Annotated in this window: 25 protein-coding genes and 2 pseudogenes; 13 read left to right on the top strand and 14 right to left on the bottom strand. The window is 64.0% G+C overall.

What is annotated here, in order from left to right; genetic code table 11:
* The first annotated feature begins 37 nt into the window (after nt 1-37).
* The 5 genes from I6F37_RS19245 to I6F37_RS19225 all read left to right on the top strand — a co-directional run bounded on the left by I6F37_RS19245 (nt 38) and on the right by I6F37_RS19225 (nt 5,095).
* Entirely contained in the window at nt 38-982 is a 945-nt protein-coding gene (locus I6F37_RS19245) for an ABC transporter substrate-binding protein (protein WP_036029324.1), read from the top strand.
* 61 nt (nt 983-1,043) lie between these two features.
* The gene (locus tag I6F37_RS19240; protein ID WP_036008029.1) at nt 1,044-1,817 is read left to right on the top strand and encodes an ABC transporter permease; all 774 of its coding nucleotides are present in this window, start codon (nt 1,044-1,046) and stop codon (nt 1,815-1,817) included.
* Entirely contained in the window at nt 1,814-2,599 is a 786-nt protein-coding gene (locus I6F37_RS19235) for an ABC transporter ATP-binding protein (RefSeq protein ID WP_192893118.1), read from the top strand. Before I6F37_RS19240 ends, I6F37_RS19235 begins: the two co-directional genes overlap by 4 nt.
* A complete protein-coding gene (locus tag I6F37_RS19230) occupies nt 2,592-3,818 on the top strand; it encodes a Zn-dependent hydrolase (RefSeq protein ID WP_225152316.1) in 1,227 nt (408 codons plus the stop codon). Before I6F37_RS19235 ends, I6F37_RS19230 begins: the two co-directional genes overlap by 8 nt.
* A gap of 116 nt (nt 3,819-3,934) precedes the next feature.
* On the top strand, nt 3,935-5,095 hold the full coding sequence (locus tag I6F37_RS19225; protein WP_225152314.1) for an MFS transporter: 1,161 nt from the start codon (nt 3,935-3,937) through the stop codon (nt 5,093-5,095).
* 70 nt (nt 5,096-5,165) lie between these two features.
* On the opposite strand, the gene msrA is transcribed toward I6F37_RS19225, so the two are convergent.
* The 5 genes from msrA to I6F37_RS19200 form a co-directional block, all read right to left on the bottom strand.
* Complete coding sequence (gene msrA / locus I6F37_RS19220; protein WP_036008049.1) at nt 5,166-5,681, bottom strand: peptide-methionine (S)-S-oxide reductase MsrA; 516 nt, start codon at nt 5,679-5,681, stop codon at nt 5,166-5,168.
* 270 nt (nt 5,682-5,951) lie between these two features.
* Entirely contained in the window at nt 5,952-6,374 is a 423-nt protein-coding gene (locus tag I6F37_RS19215; RefSeq protein ID WP_036008052.1) for an OsmC family protein, read from the bottom strand.
* Nucleotides 6,375-8,717 (bottom strand): molybdopterin guanine dinucleotide-containing S/N-oxide reductase, encoded by a 2,343-nt coding sequence (locus I6F37_RS19210; protein ID WP_225152312.1) that lies wholly within the window; start codon nt 8,715-8,717, stop codon nt 6,375-6,377.
* A 181-nt stretch (nt 8,718-8,898) separates the two neighbouring features.
* Nucleotides 8,899-9,078 carry a hypothetical protein gene (locus I6F37_RS19205; RefSeq protein WP_036008060.1) on the bottom strand — a complete coding sequence of 60 codons (180 nt, stop codon included), beginning with the start codon at nt 9,076-9,078 and terminating at the stop codon, nt 8,899-8,901.
* 123 nt (nt 9,079-9,201) lie between these two features.
* Nucleotides 9,202-9,396, bottom strand: a complete 195-nt coding sequence (locus I6F37_RS19200; RefSeq protein WP_036008063.1) for a hypothetical protein — start codon at nt 9,394-9,396, stop codon at nt 9,202-9,204.
* 86 nt (nt 9,397-9,482) lie between these two features.
* Here I6F37_RS19200 and I6F37_RS19195 point away from each other — a divergent pair, with 86 nt between their 5' ends.
* Complete coding sequence (locus tag I6F37_RS19195; protein WP_036008066.1) at nt 9,483-9,998, top strand: ferritin-like domain-containing protein; 516 nt, start codon at nt 9,483-9,485, stop codon at nt 9,996-9,998.
* Nucleotides 9,999-10,062: 64 nt separating this feature from the next.
* Here the strand turns inward: I6F37_RS19195 and I6F37_RS19190 are convergent, their stop codons facing one another.
* Both I6F37_RS19190 and I6F37_RS19185 read right to left on the bottom strand, forming a co-directional pair.
* A complete protein-coding gene (locus tag I6F37_RS19190; protein ID WP_036008069.1) occupies nt 10,063-10,920 on the bottom strand; it encodes an SDR family oxidoreductase in 858 nt (285 codons plus the stop codon).
* A gap of 109 nt (nt 10,921-11,029) precedes the next feature.
* Complete coding sequence (locus I6F37_RS19185; RefSeq protein WP_193374971.1) at nt 11,030-11,188, bottom strand: hypothetical protein; 159 nt, start codon at nt 11,186-11,188, stop codon at nt 11,030-11,032.
* Between the two features lie 180 nt (nt 11,189-11,368).
* Between I6F37_RS19185 and I6F37_RS19180 the strand changes: the two genes are divergently transcribed.
* Both I6F37_RS19180 and I6F37_RS19175 read left to right on the top strand, forming a co-directional pair.
* Nucleotides 11,369-11,623, top strand: coding sequence for an EamA family transporter (locus I6F37_RS19180; protein ID WP_225142997.1), 255 nt, complete (start codon nt 11,369-11,371; stop codon nt 11,621-11,623).
* Between the two features lie 9 nt (nt 11,624-11,632).
* Nucleotides 11,633-11,866 carry a hypothetical protein gene (locus I6F37_RS19175; RefSeq protein WP_225152310.1) on the top strand — a complete coding sequence of 78 codons (234 nt, stop codon included), beginning with the start codon at nt 11,633-11,635 and terminating at the stop codon, nt 11,864-11,866.
* Nucleotides 11,867-12,020: 154 nt separating this feature from the next.
* Here I6F37_RS19175 and I6F37_RS19170 read toward each other — a convergent pair whose 3' ends face one another.
* Genes I6F37_RS19170 through I6F37_RS19145 form a run of 6 tightly spaced genes read right to left on the bottom strand, consistent with a single transcriptional unit; the run spans nt 12,021 to nt 19,082 of the window.
* Nucleotides 12,021-12,656, bottom strand: coding sequence for a pyridoxamine 5'-phosphate oxidase family protein (locus tag I6F37_RS19170; protein WP_109142917.1), 636 nt, complete (start codon nt 12,654-12,656; stop codon nt 12,021-12,023).
* A gap of 40 nt (nt 12,657-12,696) precedes the next feature.
* Nucleotides 12,697-13,992: an ArgE/DapE family deacylase gene (locus I6F37_RS19165; protein WP_225152308.1), complete on the bottom strand. Its 1,296-nt coding sequence runs from the start codon at nt 13,990-13,992 to the stop codon at nt 12,697-12,699.
* Nucleotides 13,989-15,677 (bottom strand): ABC transporter ATP-binding protein, encoded by a 1,689-nt coding sequence (locus tag I6F37_RS19160; RefSeq protein WP_225152306.1) that lies wholly within the window; start codon nt 15,675-15,677, stop codon nt 13,989-13,991. Before I6F37_RS19160 ends, I6F37_RS19165 begins: the two co-directional genes overlap by 4 nt.
* Nucleotides 15,674-16,507: an ABC transporter permease gene (locus I6F37_RS19155; RefSeq protein WP_225152304.1), complete on the bottom strand. Its 834-nt coding sequence runs from the start codon at nt 16,505-16,507 to the stop codon at nt 15,674-15,676. The genes I6F37_RS19160 and I6F37_RS19155 overlap by 4 nt, the downstream gene beginning before the upstream one ends.
* Nucleotides 16,507-17,508: an ABC transporter permease gene (locus I6F37_RS19150; RefSeq protein WP_225114620.1), complete on the bottom strand. Its 1,002-nt coding sequence runs from the start codon at nt 17,506-17,508 to the stop codon at nt 16,507-16,509. The genes I6F37_RS19155 and I6F37_RS19150 overlap by 1 nt, the downstream gene beginning before the upstream one ends.
* On the bottom strand, nt 17,505-19,082 hold the full coding sequence (locus I6F37_RS19145; protein ID WP_036029296.1) for an ABC transporter substrate-binding protein: 1,578 nt from the start codon (nt 19,080-19,082) through the stop codon (nt 17,505-17,507). The genes I6F37_RS19150 and I6F37_RS19145 overlap by 4 nt, the downstream gene beginning before the upstream one ends.
* A 211-nt stretch (nt 19,083-19,293) precedes the next feature.
* On the opposite strand from I6F37_RS19145, the gene I6F37_RS19140 reads away from it, so the two are divergent.
* From I6F37_RS19140 to I6F37_RS19130, 3 genes and pseudogenes are all read left to right on the top strand, one after another.
* Nucleotides 19,294-20,154 carry a helix-turn-helix domain-containing protein gene (locus tag I6F37_RS19140; RefSeq protein ID WP_109142911.1) on the top strand — a complete coding sequence of 287 codons (861 nt, stop codon included), beginning with the start codon at nt 19,294-19,296 and terminating at the stop codon, nt 20,152-20,154.
* Nucleotides 20,155-20,579: 425 nt separating this feature from the next.
* Nucleotides 20,580-20,663, top strand: a pseudogene (locus tag I6F37_RS19135) (nitroreductase); the annotation flags it as partial.
* A 40-nt stretch (nt 20,664-20,703) separates the two neighbouring features.
* A complete protein-coding gene (locus tag I6F37_RS19130) occupies nt 20,704-21,807 on the top strand; it encodes a murein L,D-transpeptidase family protein (RefSeq protein ID WP_249795308.1) in 1,104 nt (367 codons plus the stop codon).
* A gap of 14 nt (nt 21,808-21,821) precedes the next feature.
* Here I6F37_RS19130 and I6F37_RS19125 read toward each other — a convergent pair.
* Nucleotides 21,822-22,013 (bottom strand): annotated as a pseudogene (locus I6F37_RS19125) (type III glutamate--ammonia ligase); the annotation flags it as partial.
* Between the two features lie 154 nt (nt 22,014-22,167).
* Here I6F37_RS19125 and I6F37_RS19120 point away from each other — a divergent pair.
* Together I6F37_RS19120 and I6F37_RS19115 are read left to right on the top strand one after the other, a co-directional pair.
* Complete coding sequence (locus tag I6F37_RS19120) at nt 22,168-22,413, top strand: hypothetical protein (protein ID WP_225152303.1); 246 nt, start codon at nt 22,168-22,170, stop codon at nt 22,411-22,413.
* Between the two features lie 192 nt (nt 22,414-22,605).
* Nucleotides 22,606-23,466: a catalase gene (locus tag I6F37_RS19115; RefSeq protein WP_225152301.1), complete on the top strand. Its 861-nt coding sequence runs from the start codon at nt 22,606-22,608 to the stop codon at nt 23,464-23,466.
* The last annotated feature ends 20 nt before the right edge of the window (nt 23,467-23,486 follow it).

The raw sequence follows: 23,486 nt of genomic DNA, 5'->3' as shown, positions 1-23,486 counted from the left end.
GGACGTCAAACCATCGATCGGCAAGAGGACGATAATCATGCGTAGTTCGACAGTATTTGCGACAATCATTGCTCTCGCGGCCTCCACTCCGGCGCTCGCCCAGGACGTCAAGGTCGGCATCGGCATTTCCGGGTGGACCGGCTTCGCGCCGCTGACGCTGGCGAAGGAGGCCGGCATCTTCAAGAAAAACGGCCTCGACGTCACCATCAAGAAGATCCCGCAGAAGGACCGCCATCTCGCCATCGCCTCCGGCGACATCCAGTGTGCGGCGACCACGGTCGAGACCTGGATCTCCTGGAACGCCAACGGCGTCGCCACCAAGCAGATCTTCCAGCTCGACAAGAGCTACGGCGCCGACGGCATGGCCGTGCGCAACGACATCGCCGCGATCAAGGACCTGAAGGGCAAGACCGTCGCCGCCTCCGCGCCGGGCACCTCGCCCTACTTTGCACTGGCCTGGATGCTGAAGAAGAACGGCCTCACCACCAAGGACGTGACCGTGGTGAACCTCGAGCCGGCGGCGGCCGCGCAGGCCTTCGTCTCCGGCCAGAACGATGCAGCGATGACTTATGAGCCATACTTGTCGACCGTGCGTGCCGCGCCGGACAAGGGCAAGATCATCGCGACCACGCTGGACTATCCGATGGTCATGGACACGTTCGGCTGCACGCCGAAGTTCCTCACCGACAATCCCAAGGCCGCCAAGGCACTCGCCGACAGCTATTTCGAGGCTCTCGAGACGATCGCCAAGGACCAGGCCAAGTCCTACGAGATCATGGGCGCCGACGTGAAGCAGACCGGCGAGCAGTTCGGCAACTCGGCGAAATATCTGCGCTGGCAGGACAAGGCTGCAAACCAGAAGTTCTTCGCGGGCGAGTTCCTGACCTTCAACAAGGAGGCCGCCGAGCTCCTGCTCGAGATTGGTATCATCAAGGCCGTGCCAAAGGTCGAGGACCTCTACGACGCGAGCTTCATCAAGTAACGTTCTCCAAGCTGCCGGTTCCGCCTCAGGCGGAGCCGGCGCACCATTCGGATACAGTTTGATGCGTCCCCTGGATCCCGTGACATCGAAGCAACGTGCGGCATATGGCCTGGCGTTCTTCGTGCTGTTCGTCGCCCTCTGGTCGTGGGCGACGTTCGGCGGCCATGTGTCGAAGACCTTCCTCGCCAATCCGCTCACCATGGTGCAGGAAGGCCTTGAGCTGCTCACCAAGCACGGTTTCCTGTTCGACATCGGCATGACGATCTGGCGCGTCGTTGGCGGCTTTGCGCTCGCGGCGGTCATTGCGGTGCCGCTCGGCGTGCTGATGGGCGCCTACAAGCCGGTCGAAGCCTTCCTCGAACCCTTCGTCTCATTTGCACGCTATTTGCCCGCCTCGGCCTTCATTCCGCTGCTGATCCTGTGGGCCGGCATTGGCGAATTGCAAAAGCTGCTCGTCATCTTCATCGGCTCGGTGTTCCAGGTGATCCTGATGGTCGCGGTGACGGTCGGCGCCACCCGGCGCGATCTGGTCGAGGCCGCCTATACGCTTGGCGCCAGCGACCGCGGCATCATCCGCCGCGTGCTGCTGCCTTCCTCCGCGCCGGAGATCGCAGAGATCCTGCGGCTGGTGCTGGGCTGGGCCTGGACCTACGTCATCGTCGCCGAGCTGATCGGCTCGTCCTCGGGCATCGGTCATATGATCACCGACAGCCAGGCGCTGCTCAACACCGGCCAGATCATCTTCGGCATCATCGTGATCGGCTTGATCGGCCTGATCTCGGACTTCCTGTTCAAGGCGTTCAATGCCTGGCTGTTTCCCTGGAAGCTCGCATGACCATTCTTAAGGTTGAGCAGGTCTCGCGCACCTTCCCCGCGCGTCACGGCAACGCGCCGACCAGGGCGCTGGAGCCGACCGATCTCACCATCGGCAACAACGACTTCGTCACCATCCTCGGCCCGTCCGGCTGCGGCAAGTCCACGCTGCTGCGCATCGTCGCCGGCCTCGACCGTCCGACCGGCGGCCGTGTCACGCTCGACGGACGCGAGGTGACCGGCCCAGGCGCCGATCGCGGCATGGTATTCCAGTCCTACACGCTGTTTCCCTGGCTGACGGTGCGCGAGAACATCGCCTTCGGCCTGCGCGAGCGCGGCGTGTCCGAGGCGGAGCGACACAAGATCGCCGATGCCTTCATCCGCCAGGTCGGGCTGTCCGGCTTCGAAAACCATTGGCCCAAGCAGCTCTCCGGCGGCATGCAGCAGCGCACCGCGATCGCACGCGCGCTCGCCAACGATCCGAAGATCCTGCTGCTCGACGAGCCGTTCGGCGCGCTCGACAACCAGACCCGCGCCCTGATGCAGGAGATGCTGCTCGGGATCTGGGAACGCGACCAGAAGACCGTGCTGTTCGTGACCCACGATATCGAGGAAGCCATCTTCCTCGGCAGCCGCGTCATCGTGATGAGCGCGCGCCCCGGCCGCATCAAGGCCGAAATCAATGTGGACCTGCCGCATCCGCGCTCCTACAAGATCAAGACCACGCCTGAATTCGTCCAGCTGAAGGAACGGCTGGTCGAGGAGATCCGAACCGAGGCGCTGAAGGTTGCCGAACATGCCTGACGCTCGTGCCGACGGCCATCGCGTTCTCGCCGACCTCCATGCACTGCGTGCCTTCGGCGCCTACAAGACCGGCGTGCACAAGCCGACCTTCTCCGAGCCGCACAAGCTGTCGCTGGAGTGGCTCGTCCAGAAGCTGCCCGAGGCCGAGCTCTCCGCGACGGTCGACGGCATTGGCAATGTGTTCGGGACGAGCTCGAAGCCCGGGCCGAAGCTGCTGGCGGGCTCGCACCTGGAAAGCCAGAACTATGCCGGCTGGCTCGACGGCCCGCTCGGCGTCGTCTATGCGCTCGAGGCCGCGCGCGTGCTCAATGCCGACGCTTCGGTGAACGGCGCGGTGGAAGTTGCCGCCTGGTGCGACGAGGAGGGACATTTTGGTCATTTCCTCGGCTCGCGCTCCTATGTCGGACAGGTGACGGAGGCCGACATCGATGCCGCGCGCGACCGCACCAGCGGCCGCAGCATGCGCGATGCCCTGGCCGACATGGGGCTGGCGGAGCGTCCGCGCATCACGGCCGAGCCGGGACGGCACGTCGGTTATCTCGAGGCGCATATCGAGCAGGGCGACACGCTCGAAAGCGGGCGCCTGGCGATCGGCGTCGTGACGTCCATCGTCGGCATCTGGCAGTACCAGATCAACTTTGCCGGCGAGCAGAACCATGCCGGCACCACGCGCATGGCGGTGCGCAAGGATGCGGGCCTGGCGCTGGCCAAGTTCTGCGTGGCGATCGACGAGCGTTTCCCCGCCGCCTGCGGCCCGCGCACGGTCTGGACCACCGGCCGCATCACGCTCGATCCGGGCGCACCGAGCATCATTCCCGGTGGCGCGGAGATGTTGTTCCAGATCCGCGACGACGACCCGTTTGTCATCGCGCGGCTGGAGCAACTGCTGCGGACCATGGCGGACGAAGCCAGCGCAAATGGCCGCTGCACCGTCACGGTGACGAAGCTGCGCACCGGCGCACCCGCGATGATGAACGCGAGCTTTCAGGACGCGATCGAGGCCGCGAGCAAGGCCGTCGCCGGCGGCCGTTCCATCCGCATGCCGAGCGGGGCCGGCCACGATGCGCAGATGCTGGCGACCGTCATGCCCGCCGGCATGCTGTTCGTGCCGTCGATCGGCGGCATCAGCCATCACTGGACCGAGAACACGGCGGATGCCGATATCGTGACGGGCGCAGAGGTGTTCGTCGAGGCGTGCCGGCGGATCCTCGGGGGCTAGGTCGAGGCATGCAGCCGTTGAGCGCCTGCCACGACCGTTCGAGCAGGGCTCTGCCATAAAGCCGCGGCAATCCTCGGGCCTGTCGACCGTCTCCTCCCCTGCTTCCCGGAGTTCCCATGTCTTCTGCCGACCGGCCGGCAACCCGCCTTGCCACCCGGCTTGCCTTCCTTGTCGCGGGCTTCGGCATTTCCTGCTGGGCGCCGCTGGTGCCGTTCGCGAAGGCGCGGCTCGCGGTTGACGACGGCGTTCTCGGGCTGCTGCTGCTCAGTCTCGGCATAGGCTCGGTCATCGCGATGCTGCTGACCGGCGTGCTCAGTGCGCGCTACGGCAGCAAACCGATCATCATCGCGGGCGGGCTTGGTCTCACGCTGGTGCTGCCGCTGCTCGCCATCGCGGCGTCGCCTGCGACGCTCGCGCTGGCGCTCTTCGTCTTCGGGGCCGCACTCGGCTCCATCGACGTCGCCATGAATATCCACGCCGTGGAAGTGGAGCGCGCCGCGCGACGCCCGCTGATGTCCGGCTTCCACGCCCTGTTCAGCATCGGCGGCTTCGCCGGTTCCGCGCTGATGACGGCGCTGCTCTCTCTGCAGCTCGGCGCGCTCGCCTCGACGTTGATCTGCTCCGTGCTGATGCTGATCGCGATGCTCGTGACCTGGCCGCGCCTGCTTCGATCGGTGCAGGTGCAGGAAGGCCCATTGTTCGTGCTGCCGCATGGATCGGTGCTGCTGCTGGCGCTGCTCGGCGCCATCACCTTCCTGGTCGAAGGCGCGATGCTCGATTGGGGCGCGCTGCTCGTGATCGGCGCCGGGCTCGTCAGCGAGGCCCAAGGCGGCATCGGCTACATCGTGTTCTCGATCGCGATGACGATCGGCCGGCTTAGCGGCGACGCCATCGTTGCGCGCATCGGAGACCGCACGACATTGCTGTGGGGCAGCCTCATCGCGATCGCCGGCTTCGTGGTGCTGCTCACCGCGCCCGTGGCGGCGGTCGCCATCGCCGGATTCCTGCTGATCGGGCTCGGCGCCTCGAACCTCGTGCCCGTGCTATTCCGCCGGGCGGCGCAACAAAAGGTGATGCCCACGGGACTTGCGGTCGCGGCGATCACGACGGCCGGCTATGCAGGCGTCCTGCTGGGCCCTGCCGGCGTCGGCTTCGTCGCACAGCTCGGCGGACTGCCGCTGGCATTCTGGCTGCTGGCCGCCTTGATGGGTCTCGTCACGTTGACCGCCCGGACCGTCACCGCGGAGCAGCGCCGGACCTTGCATGTCGATGCGTGACCGGACTCGCGTCGGCTTTGACCGATGAGGAGGTGGACCGCCACAGCCGGCGAGCCACCTTCCTCAGGCTCTAGCCTCCGACTGCCGCAGCGCGCCGCGGCAGCTTCCAGCCCGGCCGGATGAAGTGGCAGGTGTAGCCGTCAGGATAACGTTCGAGATAATCCTGATGCTCGGGCTCGGCCTCCCAGAACTCGCGCGCGGGCGCGACCTCGGTCACCACCTTGCCGGGCCACAGGCCGGACGCCTCGACGTCGGCGATGGTGTCTTCGGCAATCCGCTTCTGCTCCTCGCTGGTGTAGAAGATCGCCGACCGATAGCTCGTGCCGATATCGTTGCCCTGACGGTTGAGCGTGGTCGGATCATGGATCTGGAAGAAGAACTCCAGCATGGTCCGGAAGCTGGTCCTGGCCGGATCGAACACGATCTCGATCGCTTCGGCATGGCCTTCGTGATTGCGGTAGGTGGCGTTCTTGACGTGCCCACCGGTGTAACCGACGCGGGTGGAGATCACGCCCGGCTGCTTGCGGATCAGATCCTGCATGCCCCAGAAGCAGCCGCCGGCCAAAACTGCGCGTTCCGTCGTCATGTGATGTGCTCCCAATGATCGCTCAAAAGCTTGTGCATCATATAGGCTTTCGGCCGCCCGGCCGAAAGCCGCGCGTTGACGCCCACCCGGTCGCTAGGGCTCGGTGCAGCCTCTCCCGCTTACGGGACAGGTCGCGCCGTAGGCGGGGTGAGGGCTTTCTCCTCCAGGAGACTATCCCATTGCGGAAACACCATCTCCCCAACCCTCTCCCGCAAGCGGGAGAGGGAGCGCACCTCCGCCTTTGCAGCGATCTAGCCTCAGTCCATCGCCCTAGATCAGCTTGGAGTCGAGCGTGATGGCGGCGTTGAGCACCTTGGACACCGGGCAGTTCTTCTCGGCCTCGCCGGCGAGCCGGGCGAAGCCGGCATCGTCGAGACCAGGCACTTTCGCCCGCAGAGTCAGCGCGGATTTGCTGATCTTGAAGCCCTTGCCCTCGGGCTCGAGCGTGACGGCGGCTTCGGTCGAGAGCTCGTCCGGCGTGAAACCCGCCATCTGCAGGCCGAAGGCTAGCGCCATGGTGAAACAGCCGGCATGGGCCGCGGCGATCAACTCTTCGGGATTGGTGCCCTTCTCGTTCTCGAAGCGGGTCTTGAATGAATAGGGCGTCCCGGCGAGCACGCCGGATTCGCTCGACAGATGGCCCGTGCCATCGCGACCAGTGCCCTTCCAGACTGCTGTTGCCTTGCGGATCATCTAAAGTTCTCCTTGCTTTGCCCAAACCGGATCGAACGCGCGGATCGGCGGTAGATTGCCGGTGAACTTCTCCACCTCGACGGTCGTCAACTGGCCGGTGCAGCCCTGCGCCAGGGACGAGGTGCCGACGTCGCGGGTCAGCACGTTCGGATTGCCGTGAACGCAGAGCGGCGCCTCGTCTTCCGGATCCATCGGATCATACCACGCGCCGGTCGGCAGCTGAACCACGCCTGATACGATGCCGTCGGTAACGCGGACCGCGGCGAGGCAGGCACCGCGCTCGTTGAACAGGCGGATGATGTCGCCGTCCTTGATGCCGCGCGCCTGTGCATCGACCGGGTTCATGCGCGCGACCTCGCGGCCGCGATGCTTCGAGCCCAGCGAATGTCCGCCGAAATCGAGCTGGCTGTGCAGGCGCGTCACGGGCTGGTTGGCGACGAGGAAGCACGGTGCCCCCGGCTTGGGAACATCGCTCTTGTCGAGCCAGACCGGATGTCCGGGACAATCCGCATCACCGTGCCCTGCGATCTTGGCCGAGTAGATCTCGATGCGTCCGCTCGGCGTCGGCAAAGCGTGATTGATGGGATCCTCGCGAAAGCGGCGTAGCCGGCCGCCGTCATCGGGCTGCTGCGGCACGACCAGGCTGCCGCGCGCCCAGAATTCTTCGAAGCTCGGCGCTTCGAGGCCGCGCTTGGCAAGCGATGCGCGGGTCGGCTCGTAGAGATGCTCCAGCCATTGCCGCGACGTGCGCCCTTCGGTGAACGGCTCGCGCGCCCCAAGACGCTCGGCGAGATCGGCGAAGATATCGTAATCGTCACGCGCGAGCCCGAACGGCTCGGCGATCCGGTGCATCGCGACCATCAGGGGATCGTTGGTGGAATAGCCGATGTCCTCGCGCTCCAGCGTCATCGTCGCGGGCAGCACGATATCGGCGTGGCGGGCGGTGGCGGTCCAGGCGAGCTCGTGCACGACCAGCGTGTCCACCTTCGCGAAGGCCTTGCGCAGGCGGTTGATGTCCTGATGGTGATGGAACGGATTGCCGCCCGCCCAGTAGACCAGACGAATATCCGGATAGGTGCGCGTCTCGCCGTTGTAGCGATACGTGGTGCCGGGATTGAGCAGCATATCGGCGATGCGCGCCACCGGAATGAAATCGGCAACGCCGTTGCGGCCCTGCCCCAGCGTCGGTCCCGGCACGTCGTTGACGCGGCGGCCGTAATAGCCGATCGCACCCAGCGAATAGGCATAGCCGCCGCCGGGAAGGCCGATCTGGCCGAGGGCCGCCGCCAGCACCATGCCCATCCACACCGGCTGCTCGCCATGCTCGGCGCGCTGCAGCGAATGGGAGACGGTGACGAGCGCGCGCTTTCCGGCGAGACGCCGCGCCAGCTTGCGGATCGCATCCGCACTGACGCCTGAGATCGCGGCGGCCCATTCGGCGTGCTTGGCTTGCCCGTCGCTCTCACCGTTGAGATATCGCAGGAAGATTGCCCAGCCCTCGGTGTAGCGGTCGAGGAAGGCCTGGTCGTGCAGCTTCTCACTGACCAGCGTATGGACGATGCCGAGCATCAGCGCGGTGTCGGTGCCGGGCACGCAACTCATCCATTCGGCGCCGGCCTCGACCGGCAGATCGTCGCGCAGCGGGCTGACCAGGATGAACTCGCAGCCGCGCGCCCGCGCCGCCGCCATGGCGCCGCGCTCGACATGCTTGCTGATCGAGCCGCCGGCCACCATGGAGTTCTTCAGCGCCATGCCGCCGAACGCCAGCACGATGTCGGTCTCGGCCGCGATCTGCTCCCAGGTGACGTTGCGCTTGGTGATGTCCTCGTAGCCGGCCAGGATCTGCGGCAGCAGCATCGAGGACGCACCGGACGAATAGGTGTTGACCGAGCGCACATAGCCGCCCAACGCGATATTGAGGAAGCGATGCACCTGGCTCTGGGCGTGATGGAAGCGCCCGGCACTCGACCAGCCATAGGAGCCGCCGAACACGGCGCCGGGTCCGCGGTTGTCGCGAATGCGGCCAAGCTCGTCGCCGAGGAGATCCAGTGCCTTCTCCCAGCTGACGGAGACGAACTCGTCACGGCCGCGGCGATCGTCCGGGCCCGGCCCGCGCTCGAGCCAGCCGCGGCGGATTGCCGGCTGGGCGATGCGCGCCTGGTGGCGGAGCGCGCCGGGAAAATTGTCGATGATGCCGTTCGGATCGGGATCGCCCGCATAGGCCCTGACCTCCAGCCCGGCCGCGCCCTGACGCGCGGAGAACACGCCCCAATGCGAGGTGTGCGGCTTGAAGCCGTCCGACAGGTCAAGACCGGGGTCGGGGAAGCCAATCGTATCGTCCATCTCTGATCCTTATTCCGGCGTCGTCGGCATGGGTGGTAATATACCGATCCGCTCCGGACGTCGTCGAGATCAGGGTTGACGGGAACGCTGACCTGCCCCGCGCAAAGCCAGCTTCAAGGCCGTTGACACTCCCGAGCGTCGTCGAGCGCGTCATGTCGCTCGTTTTGGCGCCGACGCTGCATCATCCACGTGCGCAGCAATCGACCAGCAGATTCCAGATCCGCTGCGTCTCTTCTCTCTTGTTCGCCTCCGGCACGTTCTCCGCGCTCGACCGATCGAACGCGGCGATGGTGTGGGGTTGGCGAGGCACGATCCACCGCTCCGAAATCGGGTCGTACCATTTGCCGATATTCTCAGTCACGTCGGTCGACTCACAGGTTGACAGGCTCGGGCGATGCGCCCCGCTCGGTCCTCGTTGGAGCCCGTGTGGCGCCGCCCGATTCACCAATCAGGAGATCGCATGTTCGTTCCCAGCCCGCCGGCGTCAGCCCGGCCGGGCCGGATGCAGCGTGCGCGGGTGCCGCTCGTGCAGCAATCGCGCCAGCTCCTCACGCTCGGTGTCGCGGCCCTTCATCGCGGTCTCGAACAGTGCCTCCTGGATGTCGCGAGGCATGTCGCCCCATACGTCCATCGCCGCACGTCCGAGAAGGCCCACAAAATGATCCACTCGATCGCTCATTCGGCTCTCCCGATCTGCACACGGGAATGGAACAGCGGCGGCCGCTCCGCGTTCCACTGCCATCATTGTGAAAGGAGACGTCTTTTATGGGATTCTTCACCAAGGACATCCAGTCGATGGAAGACCTGCTGCTGCACGGGCTCCAAGACATCCACTACGCGGAACAGCAGATCCTGAAGGCGCTGCCGAAGATGATCGACAAAGCCACCAACAGGGATCTCGTCGCCGGGCTGAAGGCGCATCTGGAAGAGACCAACAAGCAGGTCGAGCGCCTCGACAAGGTCTTCGCCAAGCTCGGCAAGGAGCCGAGCGGCACGCATTGCCCGGCCATCGACGGCCTGATCAAGGAAGCCGACGAGACCGCCGGCGAGATCGAGGACAAGGCCGTGCTGGACGCCGCGATCGTCGCCAACGCACAGGCGGTGGAGCATTACGAGATGTGCCGGTACGGCACGCTGATCGCCTGGGCGGAAGAGCTCGGCCACGACGACATCGTGCGCTTCCTCACCACCAATCTGAACGAAGAGAAGGCCGCCAACACCAAGCTGAACACGGTGGCCCTGCGCAAAGGCGTCAACGCCAAGGCGTCCAGCGCTGCGTGATTGAAAGCGACTGATTGAGAGTGGCGGCGCCGGTAGTGCGGTGCCGCCACGGTGCTCGCCTGGATCAGATGAACGGCTTGCCGCCGGTGACGGGCAACGTCGCCCCCGACGTGTAGCTCGAAAGCGGATCGGCCAGCATGACATAGGCCGTCGCGAGCTCGGCCGGCTGGCCGGCGCGCTGCATGGGCACCTGCTTGCCGAAGTTCTTGACCCTTTCCTCCGACATGGTCGAGGGAATCAGCGGCGTCCAGATCGGCCCCGGGGCCACCGCATTGACCCGGATGCCCTTCTCGGCCAGCATCTGCGCAAGCCCGCCAGTGAAATTCTGGATCGCACCCTTGGTCGTGGCGTAGGCCAGCAGGCTCGGATTCGGCATGTCGGAGTTCACCGAGGCCGTGTTGATGATCGCGGAGCCCGGCCGCATGTGGGGAACGGCGGCCTTGGCCAGATAGAACATGGCGTGGATGTTGATCTCGAATGTCCGCCGCCATTCGTCGTCGCTGATATCCGCGATGTCCTTGAACGTCGCCTGATGGGCAGCGTTGTTGACGAGGATGTCGATGCCGCCGAGCTCCTCGACGGTGCGACGCACGATGGCGCGGCAATGTTCGGGATTGCTGATATCGCCCGGGATCAGGACGGCCTTGCGTCCCTCCCGCTCGACCAGCGCCTTGACCTCGGCCGCATCCTCATCCTCATTCAAATAGGAGATGGCGATATCCGCGCCTTCACGCGCATAGGCGATCGCCACCGCGCGGCCGATGCCGCTGTCGCCGCCCGTGATGATGGCCTTCTTTCCGGCAAGACGGCCGGCACCCTTGTAACTCTCCTCGCCGTGATCCGGGCGCGGCTGCATGGCGCGGGTCGAGCCCGGCATCGGCTGCTGCTGCGCAGGATAAGGCGGCTTTGGATAATTGGTCATGGACAACTCCCGGCGTTTGCTGCGCTAACGGAGCGCCGCCGGAAGTGTTCCTGGCGTTGATTCCGTCATCGCACAGCGTGGCCGCACTCCCAGAGATCCGATTACGACGTCATCTCTCACACACCCTCCGAGCGGGTGTGACGATAGGCTTGCCGGGCTCCGCCCACAGGAACCCATTCGAGAACGGCGCGCCCGGATAGGCTGCAGCAAGCCGGCGGTTGCCGCCGTCGACGTCGTCGCGACCATCCAATGCCTGGCGATCGTTCAACACACCCTCCTGTTTCTCGCGAATGCCGGGCTGCCCCAGCGGCTTGCGGAACTCTCGGCTAGAAAAACTCCCGCGTATCGCTCACCATGGCGTCACCCTTGAGGACCATGTTGCGGAGAGCATCTCGAAACTCGCAGGTGTTTCAAGTGCGCTAAGATATCCCAAGCATGGGACACGGGCTTGACACCTGTAGCCAAATCGAACGAGCGGATTTTCGGTCTCCTGAGCGCAGCTGGCGTGTTCTGCATCTGGTCCGGCTTTCTGGTCTTCTCAAGGGCCGGCATGCAATCCGGCCTGACACCCTTCGATTTGACCGCACTTCGGTCCCTGGTCACCGGCGCCCTGGTTCTTCCGTTCGCCAAGGCCTGGTGGCCGCGCCACCTGCCGCTGCACGCAATCCTGTCGATGTCAATTTGTGGTCCCGGCGCGCTATAGAGCATTCTGATGTACTTTGGGTTGAAGGGGGCGTCGGCGGCATACGGGGGAGCGTTCGCCAACGGCTCGCTGCCGATCTTCACCATTCTGCTAGGATTGCTTGTCGCACGGCGCGTGCCGTCCCAGCGGCAACTCATTGCAGTTCTCATTCTGCTCGTCGGCGCAGTGCTCGTTGCCCTTCCAGGCATGCGCGCCGGCGGCAACAGCGTGGCATCGGCCATCGGGTTCTTCCTCGCAGCGTGACGATGCCGCTTCCGTTCGGATTCGTCGCGTCTGTGCGCTCAGTGCTGCCGCTCGCTACCTACCTCGCAGACATTTCACGGGCGCCAGGCTGCGAGCATGTAGCGTATCGTCGAAACCTTCTGCAGGGCGGACCGCTAGATCAGATTGGTCATTCTCAGTAGAGCCTCGTACGGTATCCTTCTTCCATCGTCTTCTCGGCCTCTTCGACCGCGATGGCGACAGTCTGCTCGGCGATGATCCGGCCGAGCGTCGGGAAACTGTTGCGCTCGACCTGAGCAGCCGGATTCCAGAGCTTCGAGCGCATCAGCGCCTTGCCACAATGAAAATAGGTTTCCTCGACATGGATCTTCAGCCCGATGATTGGGACCACGTTCTGCACCGCGAGCGGCGTCAACAGCTCGGCATCCTGCGAGATCTCGGCGCGGCCATTGACGCGCAGGGTCTCGTTGATCCCCGGCACCAGGAAGATCAGGCCGATGCCAGGGGAAGCGATGATATTGCCGAAGGTGTCGACGCGGTTGTTGCCACGCCGGTCCGGGATCAGCAGCGTCTTGTCGTCGAGCACGGCGACGAAGCCCGGCGCGTCGCCGCGCGGGCTTGCATCGGCATGACCGTTGCCATCGCTGGTGGCAAGGACGAGGAACGGGGAAAGCGCGATGAAGTCGCGACAGAACCTGTCGAGATGGCTGAGAACCTTCTTCTCGGCGAGCGGGCTGAGCTGCCCGAAATGCGCGCGCAGATCCTCTTGCGTCTTGACCGGCGGCTTGCCGCCTGCACCCTGGCTGTCCATTCGCGAACTTCCCTTTTTGCAGTGAGTTTCCTTCTTTCGGCTAATTGGCCTCGATGCCGCACCAGCTCGCGGTGAACAGCGCAAGCGCCTTGGTGACGCGCTTGACCGAGGCGAGATCGACGCGCTCGTTGAAGCCGTGCGCGCCTTCCATCGTGGCGCCGAAGCAAAACGCAGGCACGCCGAAATCGAGGCCATAGAAGCGCGCATCGGTCAGTGCGGTTGACGAGAAGCTGGTCAGCTTGCGGCCGAACACATGCTCGTAGACCGGAGCGAGAACTGCCTCGCTTTCCTGAATCTCCGTCGCCTCGTAGCCCGGCGACAGGAAGCCGGACCAGACGATCTCCGGCGGATTGTTGGCGAGGAATGGATGCGAGCGCGCCGCCTTGGCGACGAAATCCACGATCTCGGCCTGGGCGTCGACGACCTTCCAGCCGGGCAGCACACCAATGCGGCAATCGACATCGCACCAGGCGGGCACGCTGGAGGCCCAGTCACCGCCCTTGATGATTCCAGGATTGAAGTTGAGCGGATGCTCGACCGATTTGAACGAGGGGTGCGTCTTGGCGCGCTCGTTCCATTCGGCCTCGAGACCTTCGAGCTTCTGGATCAGGTGGATTGCAGCCTTGATCGCATTTGAGCCGGTGCCGGCGCGTGCGACATGGACTGGTATCCCGCGCACTTTCAGGCGGAACCAGATCACGCCGACCTGGGCACGCATCAGCTTCTCGTCGGTCGGTTCGGGCAGGATGCAGACATCGGCACGATAGCCGCGCTGAAGTGTGGAGAGCGCGCCGAGGCCGGTGCTCTCCTCCTCGATCACCGATTGCAGGTGGATGCGGCCCTTGGGCCTGTAGCCCGCGGCCTTGATCGCATCGAGCGCGTAGAGCGCCGAGATTGTACCGGACTTCATGTCGCCGGCGCCGCGACCATAGAGCCAACCGTTCTCGACCACCGGCTGAAACGGTGGCCGCTCCCACATGTCGAGCGGACCTGCCGGCACGACGTCGCAATGGCCCTGAAGGATCAGTGAGCGGCCCTCTTCCCTGGCCGGCCGGAAGGTGCCGACAACGGAGCGGGCACGCGAGAAGTCGGTCTCGACCGGCCCGTAGCCCGGCAGCGCCTTCAGATCGTCCTGGTTGATGACCCAGTCATCGACCTCGTAGCCGCGATCGCGCAACAGCTTTGCGAACATGTCCTGACAGGGCGCCTCCGCCGCGCGCGTGCTCGGGATCGCCGTGAACGCGATCGTGGTGTCGATCTGCTCGTCGAAGGCGACATCCACAGCGGCCTCGATGCGCTCGCGCGCGCCGGCTGGAAGGGGACGGCTGTCGGTCATGAACTCATCCTCGCTGTCGGTAGTGCGCCGGTCACGCTGGCAAAGCCCGGCTGGTCGAAGAAATCGCGGCCCGGGATCGCATCGAGCAGCTCGCGTGTGTAGGCGGCTTGAGGGGCCGTGAAAACGTCCGCGGTCGCGCCCTCTTCAACGATGCGCCCCTTCTGGAGCACGATGACGCGGTCGGCGATCTCGGCGGCGATCCGCAGGTCGTGGGTGATGAAGATCATGGCGAGCTTCATCTCCTGCCGGAGCTCGGCAAGCAGCGCCAGCACCTGAGCCTGGACGGAAACGTCAAGCGCCGACACGGCTTCGTCGGCGATGAGCACGCGCGGCTTGAGTGCCAGTGCGCGCGCAATACAGATGCGCTGGCGCTGGCCCCCAGAGAATTCGTGGGGATAACGATCGGCGGCGACGGCGTTGAGGCCAACTCGCACCAGCAGCTTTCTCGCCTGCTCCATCGCTTCCGTGCGCGACGTGCCAAAGGCCATTGGTCCGCGCGCAATGGCATCGCCGACCTTCTGGCGCGGATCGAGGCTCGCAAACGGATCCTGGAACACGATCTGGAGCTGTTTTCGCGCCTGGCGGAGCGCCTCGCCGCGGAGCTGGCGCAGATCCTGGCCGTTGAAGCGGATGGCACCGCCATCCGGCTCGGTCAAACGCATGATCATGCGCCCGAGCGTCGACTTGCCGGACCCGGATTCGCCGACGACGGCGAGCGTCTCGCCCTCGTACAAGGTCAGCGAGATGCCGTCGGCCGCGACGACCTCGCGCGGCGGCTGCAACAGGCCGCGCTTGACCCGGAATGTCTTCTTAAGACCGATAACTTCGAGCAGCGGTGTAGGATGGACCGCGGTGCGGCGGATCTCGTCGAGCCGCGCCTTCGGAACGGCATCGATCAACTCGCGGGTGTAGTCAGCCTTAGGACTGCGCAGGACTTCCTCGACCGTCCCCTCCTCCACCACCTTGCCGTGACGAAGCACCACGACGCGGTCGGCGACATCGGCAACGACGCCAAAATCATGGGTGATCAACAGCACGCCCATGCCGCGGTCGCGTCGGAGATCGTCGATCAGGCGCAGGATCTGACGCTGGGTGGTGACGTCGAGCGCTGTGGTCGGCTCGTCAGCGACCAGGAGTGCCGGACGGTTGGCCATCGCCATCGCGATCATGACGCGCTGGCGCTGGCCGCCGGACAGCTCGAACGGATAGCTCTTCTCAAGCAGCTTTGGATTTGGCAGCCCGACCTGCGTCAGGAGCTGCTGCACGCGTTCGTGCACCTCAATTGCCGACGGCATCGGCTTCTGATGGGTGAGGATCATCTCCTCGATCTGCCTGCCAACCCGCTTGAGCGGGTTCAGCGAGGACAACGGCTCCTGAAAGATCATCGCGGCTTCGCCGCCGCGCAGGCGGCGCAGCGCCTGCCGGTCGAGCTTTGCCGGATCGTGTCCTGCGACAGTCACGGCGCCCGCGGCAATATTGACGCTCTTCGGCAGCAGCGACAGCACCGCATGGGCGATCATCGACTTGCCCGAGCCGGACTCGCCGACGAGACAGACAACCTCGTTGGGCTTGACCTCGAAGGAGACGTTCTCGACCGCGAACGGGCGATCGCCGCCTTCGGGCAGCGCGATCGAGAGCCCCTCGACCGACAGAACGGGTGCCTTGGCTTGCACGGCGTCGCTCATGACCGGCGCCTCGATACACGCGGATTGAGCACATCGGAGAGACCTTCGCCGAACAGGTTGATGGCAAGCACGGTGATGAGGATCGCGAGCCCCGGAAACACGCTCATCCACCAGGCATTACGGATGACGGTGCGGCCGGCTCCGATCATGAAACCCCAGGACATCAGATTGGGATCGCCAAGGCCCATGAAGGACAACGCGCTTTCGAGCAGGATGGCGGTGGCGACCGTCAAGGAGGTCACGACCAGGATCGGCGAGATCGCATTGGGCAGGATATGGCCGAGCACGATCTGCAAGGTGCTCTCGCCCTGGCACAGCGCGGCTTCGACGAACTCACGATTGCGCAGGCGCAGGAACTCGGCGCGGGTGAGGCGCGCCAGCGGCGGCCAGCTCACGGCGCCGATGGTCAGGATGATCGTCAGCAGCGACGGGTTGAAGGTCGCGACCAAGAGGATCGCGAGCACGAAAGCGGGGATGGTCTGGAACAGCTCGGTCACCCGCATCAGCACGAGATCGACCTTGCCGCCGAAATAGCCGGAAATTGCGCCGATCGTGACGCCGATCACCATAGCCGCCATGGCCGAGGCGATGCCGATGACGAGCGACACGCGGGCACCATAGGCGACGCCGGCCGCAACGTCGCGGCCGAGCGTGTCGCCGCCGAGCAGCAGGCCGTCCTCGCCGGGCGGCGTGAACGGCGCGCTGACCATTTCCCAGGGCGAGACCGGAAAGACGGTGGGCGCGATGAGCGCGATGACGACCACGACAAGCAGCACGACGAGGCCGACCATGCCGCTAGGATGACGCAGGAAGGCGCGAACCGCATCCATCACGCAGCTCCTGTCGTCATGCGGGGATCGATCAGCCTGTAGATCAGGTCGGTCAGCAGATTGAGCACGATGACCACGATCGACAGAATGAGAAAAATGCCGAGCAGCACGGGATAATCACGCTGGAGCAGCGCATCGAAGGTCAGCCGGCCGAGGCCCGGCCAGGCGAACACCGTCTCGATGACCACGGCGCCGCCGACCAGCGCGCCGGCCTGCATGCCGGCCACGGTGACGACGGGCACCAGCGCGTTGCGCAGCATGTGGCCGACCACAATGCTGGGCCCGGAGAGGCCCTTGGCGCGCGCGGTCTTGATGAAGTCCTGCTGGGCGACCTCGATGATCGAGGATCGCATCAGCCGGGCATAGATCGCGAGATAGATCGCCGCCAGCGAGGTCACCGGCATGATCATGTGCTTGGCGATGTCGAGCGCATGCTCCAGCGGCGAGAGCTTGACGTTGATGGTCTCGTAACCGAACGGCGGCAGCCAGCCGAGTGTCACGGAGAAGACCAGCACCAGCATCAGCCCCAGCCAGAACACCGGCGTCGCATAAAGCACCAGCGACAGCACGGTGAAGACCGTATCGAGCACGCTGCCCGCCGCCAGCCCCGCGAGCGCGCCAAGGGTCGTGCCGATCAGCAGCGCGAGGCAGAAGGCCGTCACCGTCAACAGCAGCGTCGCCGGCAGCCTTTCCAGGATGAGATCGACCACCGCGCGGCGCTGGCGGTAGGAATAGCCGAGGTCGAGCCTGACGACGCGGCCGAGATAGCTTGCGAGCTGCACGGCGTAGGGCTTGTCGAGCCCATATTCCTTGCGCAGATCTTCCAGCAGCTTCGGATCGGACGCGCCGGATTGGCCGGCCATGACCTGGGCGGGATCGCCAGGGGCGGCCCGCACCAGCACGAAGTTGAAAGTGGCGATGACGAGGATGACGGCGACGAGCTGGGCAATCCGGCTCAGTGCCATCAGCCCGATCGTCGCCGCGCTGCCGAGACGGATCACGATTTGTAGACCGACCCGAAAGTTTCGTGCGAGCCGATGCCGGTCGACACGATGTTCTTGAACGCCTTGTCGTAGATGATGGGATATTCGAGCTCCAGCGTCCAGGCGACCGGCACGTCCTCGACCAGGATCTGCTGCACCTTGGAATAAAGCTCCAGTCGCTTGGCCTCGTCGAGCGTGACGGCGGCCTCGTCGAAAAGCCTGTCGACCTCAGGGTTGGAATAGCCTTCGGTATTCGAGAACAGGATGCCTTTCTTGATGTTCGACGACACGTAAGTGCGGGAGACGCCGAGCGCGGGATCGCCGAGCTGGTAGAGCAGGTTTTGGGTCATCTCATAGTCCCAGTTGCCGACCTTCTCGGCCCAGCCGGCCATGTCGGTGCCGACGAGGACGAGATCGATGCCGACGCGGGCAAAGCTCTGGCGGAAGAACTCGCCGGCGCGCTGATAGGATTCGCCGTAAGGCGGCACGATGTATTTGATCTCTGCGCGCTTGCCGTTGGTGTCGGGCTTCAGCCCCATCTCGTCGAGCAGCGCCTTGGCCTTGTCGATCGAATAGTCGTAGCGCTTGACCTTGCCGTCGTAGAATTTCGTCTTGGACGAGATCGGCCCGGTCGCCACCTTGGCGCTGCCGAAATAGACCCGCTTGGCGAGCGCGTCGCGGTCGATCAGGTGCATCACCGCCTGCCGGAAGCGCTTGTCGTTCATCGGCGCGATACGGTTGTTCATCTCGAGCCACTGGTGCGGCGCGAAATACTCATAGCCCTTGGTGGTGACTTCGAGGTTCTTCTGCGCCTTGAAGCGCTGCACGTCGAAGAACTCGACGTCGGTCCATTGCGCGAGTTGCACCGTGCCGTTCTCCAGCGCCAGCGCGCGCGATGCCGAATCCGGGATGATGCGGTAGATGATCTCGTCCAGGTACGGCTGGTCCTTCAGATAGTATCCTTCATGGCGCACCAGATGGACATGCGAGCCGCGCACCCATTCCTTCAGCTTGAATGGGCCGGTGCCGATTGCCTTGTCGTTCAGCGGGTTCTTGCGGTAGTCGGTGCCTTCATAGATGTGCTTTGGCACGATCGGCGCCGAGGTGCAGTCAAAGCAGCCGAGGAACGGCGCAAAGGGCTGCTTCAGCTTGAACACGACGGTGAGCGGATCGGGCGCCTCGGCCGAAGCGACGCGCGCAAAATTCTGCCGCGCGCGCGGATGCGTCTCCGTCAACACCTTCATGCAGCTGAACACGACGTCCTCGGACGTCATCGGCTTGCCGTCGTGGAAGGTGATGTTGGGAAACAGCTTGAACGTATAGGTCAGTCCGTCCGGCGAAATCTCCCAGGACTGCGCCATGCCCGGCATTGGCTTGAGGTCAGCGCCATATTTGAGAAGACTCTCGTAGATCTTGCCGCCGAGCGTCAGCGTCGGCTGTTGCTGGTTGAAGGCGGTGACCAGCAGCGGCGGCTCGGGCTGGATGATGGTGTTGAGTGTTCCACCGCGGGTCTGGCCGGCCGCTCGCGTGATGCCGAAGGGGATAGCGGCGCCGGCGGCCAGCATGGCCTGGGTGAATTCGCGTCTGTTCATCGAGCTCTCCGTGTCGCATATCGGCGTGAGAAGGACCTCGCCAGACGCCGTATTCGGCTTTGGCGAATCTGGCCGGCGCGAGCATTGTTGCCAAACGCCCTGTCCCGCGCTACCTGATCGGGGACAAGAACCATCGCGATCGGGCCATATCTGGCCCGGAAGATGCATAAGAGCCTTGCAGAAAAGGACTTGGATCGGGAGTTCACGACACGTGAAAGTCGTAGCGCGGCGAGATGTGACTGGCGAATTGCGCACCTGCAGCAAACAGGAGGGCCCCGCAGCGGCCGCCAACTATGCCGGACAACTTCAGACGATCGCGCGGCCGGTCGCCGCGATGACCGCAACTTATCCGAACGAGAGCACCAGCACGCGGCACGCGCATCGGCGCGACCAGTTCATCCTGCAGATCACCGGCGTCACGGCGATGATGACCGAGCGCGGTCATTTCGTGGTTCCACCCGGCCATGGTTTATGGATTCCGGCTGGCGTTGTACATCAGTCGCGCGCCTGGGGTGAAGTCGAGGCCCAGACGATCTATGTCACGCCTGATCGCCGACGAGGAACGTCGGAGACGTGCCGCCTGATTCGTGCATCCTCGCTCGTCGAAGCCCTGATGGACGAGGCGGTGCGGATGCCGCAGACCTACGACCAGGACGGACGCGACGGCAAGCTTCTCGAACTCCTGCTCGCCGAGATCTCACACATGCCGGAGGTGACGCTTCACGTGCAGGTGCCACCGGACCCCCGCCTTGCGGCGATCTGTAAGGCAGTGCTTGGCGACCCCTCCTCGGACCTTACGCTCGACGACTGGGCAGACAAATACAGCCTCAGCCGGCGAACGCTGACGAGGCTGTTCCGCCGCGAGACCGGTCAGAGCTTTTCAATGTGGCGACAACGCGTGCGGCTCCTGGAAGCTTTGGCACGCCTGGGCGCAGGCGAACCCGTCACATGCGTAGCGCTGGACGTGGGCTATGACAGCCCGAGCGCATTCGCCGCCATGTTTAAGCGCGAGCTAGGCGCTGCACCGCGGCATTATCTTCGCTGGACAGATCAAGAAGTCGTGCTGCGCTAGTCGCTAGCGACGACGCCGGTTCGTCGAGATGAAAACCGCGCTGAGACAGCCATCTTGTGGTAATGGTGGTCGCGCCAGCGCGTGCGTTCGCCCGGAGCGGGGACCATCTTGCAGCAGAACCATGATGTGTCATCGCGTGCTGAAGCGTACAGGCGCCGTGATGGATCGCCTGGCGCCTGCCGGAGGTACCGCGAGGCACGGTGCACCAGCGCGATCACCTCTCGTCGAGTTCAGCCGAGCCTGCCGAACCGGCGAGGCTTGCGGAGAGCACCTTGCCTCGAGGTCGTTCACTCCGTAGACGATGTCGTCCGATTGATCCATAGTATTGCAATCGAACGACTTGTGTTGCGCCTTCGCGTGCTTGCCGGGCGCGGCGTCGACTGCTGAAACAGCGTCCGGTGGTCCGGCGACATCGGGGGTAGAATGACGAGACTTTTCCGGCGAATGCGATGGTGTCGGAGCGGAAGTCGGTCGAGGAGGCTACGATGTTCGTCGGATTTGAGAAATAGCGGCGCGCGGCGGGCTGGAAGTACAGCAGTGATATCCGCCATGGTCCGACACGCAATTGTGCTGGCGGCGGCTTTTGCCGCTGCCTTAGCACCTGCCACATGCTTTGGCGAAAGCAGCAAGCCGTTGCCCGCCAAGGCGACGCAGGAATTGCCGGCCGAGCTGCTCGCGCTGCTCGAACAGAAGAAGATGCCGAAATATTCCCCTATCCTTGTGCGTCTTTTCAAGGACGAGGCAGAGCTCGAAGTCTGGAAGCAGGACACGGCCGGCCGTTTCCAATTGCTGAAGACCTATCCGATCTGCCGGTGGTCGGGCGATCTCGGGCCGAAATTGTACGAGGGCGACCGACAGGCTCCGGAAGGGTTTTATACAGTTACGCCTGAGTTGATGAACCCCAACTCCAATTTCTATCTCTCGATCAACCTCGGCTATCCGAACAGCTTCGACAGGGCAAACAAGCGAAACGGCAGCTTCCTCATGATCCACGGCGACTGCTGGTCGAGCGGTTGCTATGCCATGACGGACGAGCAGATCAGCGAGATTTATTCGCTGGCGCGTGACTCATTCCGCGGCGGCCGAACATCGTTCCAGGTCCAGGCCTATCCGTTCCGCCTGACACCGGTGAATCTGGCGCGCCATCGAAACAATCCCAACCTGCCCTTCTGGGAAATGCTCAAGGTCGGCAACGATCATTTCGAGACGACACAACTCGAACCCAAAGTGGATGTGTGTAACCGCCGCTATGTGTTCGATGCGCAACCTTCCCCGAGTTCGCCGCACCCTCTCGTGTTCAATCCGATCGAGAAATGCCCTCCCTTTGTCGTCAATCCGGAAATCGCGCGAAGGGCGCTGGAAAAACGGCGCGCCGACGAGCGCGCGTACGCGCAATTGCTTGAAGACAACGTGCCAGTTGCCCCGATCTACAGCGGATTCGACGGCGGAATGAACAAGGCTTTTCTCGCACGGTACCCGGGCAGGGTGACGCTTGCGAAAGTGATGCCATATGCATCCTACCTGCCGCAATTGCCACCGATCCCCTGGACCGACAATGATGGTTCGTTGACGAGCAAATGGTTTGGTACCTGGTCCTCCAGATCGTCTGTGTGTGATACGGCGCGTGCCGGCTTCCCATCGCGCCAGTGCTGAACACCTGTTGCAACTCAACAGTCCAGAGTGTTGTCTCGCTCCCATTGGGTCAGATGGCGTGCGTAGTCGTTCCACTCCTCATGCTTCAGCTTGAGATAGGCGGGTACGAACTCCCCGAGATGATCCCGCAGCACGCTTGAATGTTCGACCGCTCGCAAGGCATCGAGCAGATTCATCGGGAGCCGCTTGGCCGAGGTCACGGTGTGCCTGAAGGTCTCGCGGAACCTGCGGAGGCCCGACCGATTGGCCGGGCGCATGAATTGGCAGCAATCGCTCTGTAGGTACGGCAATCGCTCTGGCGCAGCAGCAGACCCGATCCGCTAAATCATCGGCCGACATCCAAGCGGACGGAGAAAAACGATGATCTGGAAAAACATTGTCAGTCCTCGTGTGATCGCACCGGCTTCTGCGCGCTGGTCCGCAACGTCTGTTTTTTGCTCGAAGGCGGCTGTGACCGTGTCCGACATCGCCAGCATTCTTCAGAACCTATTTTTGGACCTACGCGATAGCTACCGGCCCGAGCTGCACTACATGCGTGGTCCTGGCCCGAAATGGCGGGCCAAGCATCAGCCTTGGCCAAAGTTCGCCGGACCAGAAGCGAACTGAGGTCCTGCGAACGGTACGCATCGGGGATGCTGCCGTCGGCAAGCTTTGTCGCAGAAACGGACAAGGCGGGAAGGATTCGGGAAAGACGCCCAAGTTGTCCTGCCCAAGAACTTTACTAACTCTAGATCACGAGGTCCCGTCCTGCCCAAGTTCCCCCGCGGCCTTGCCGGCTCCGCATCCATAGTCGCCGCCATGAAGACGGTTGCCGGCCTTCCGCCAAAGTCACGTGCGAGCTTTGCCAATGGCCGATGCGTTCGCGGCACCTATACCCCATCGGACCAGGCGAAGGAGATCACGAAATCCTGTAGCTTCACCAAGCCTTCGCGCCTCCTGGCGCGCTTCTCGGTGGCGGAAGGCCCAGACACCAACTACCTGTTATTGCGCGGATTCAGCTTCCGGCTTGGCAGCGATGGCGAGCGCTCGGATATCTTAACCCAGAGTGCCCCGGTTCATTTCGCGAGGACCCCCGACCAGATGCTGGCTTTCCTTCGAGCACGTATTCCAGGACCCGACGGCAAGCCGGATCTGGAAATGGTCGAGACATTTTCAGTTGCCAATCCCGAGACGCTGCATCAGGCGAGCTACATCGCCGCGCATCCGCCTGCCGCAAGCTTTGCCTCAACAACCTATTGGGGCGTGCACGCGTTTCCCGCGACCAATTCAAGAGGCGAGACAAGGTTCATCAAGTTCAAGGTCACGCCAGTCGGCGAACAGGCGGCGAGGCGCAGGGCCGCAGCCAATGCAAAACCCACCGAGCTGCTGCACGACCTCGAATCCCGGATCGCGGCTCGCGATATGAGGTTCAGTGTGATGGCGCTGCTGGACCGTCCGGGCGACCCGGTCATGGACGTGACCGTCCGATGGCCCGATGAGGACGGACGCGAAGCGGTACGGCTGGGAACGATCGTGATCACTGGTGTCGAAGAAAATGATGCCTGCGACGAACCCGTGTTCAATCCGGCAACTCTGGCCGAAGGAATCGGTCATCCGTTGGACGAGATGTTTGCGGTGCGTCGCGCCGCTTACGCTATCTCGCAGGCAACGCGTCGCTGAGCGAAAAGGCTTCTGCCGGG

Origin of the sequence: Bradyrhizobium sp. NBAIM08 (assembly GCF_020193935.1) — a bacterium.
GTDB classification, from domain to species: Bacteria; Pseudomonadota; Alphaproteobacteria; order Rhizobiales; family Xanthobacteraceae; genus Bradyrhizobium; species Bradyrhizobium yuanmingense.
This window is presented reverse-complemented; position numbering and strand designations above follow the sequence as displayed.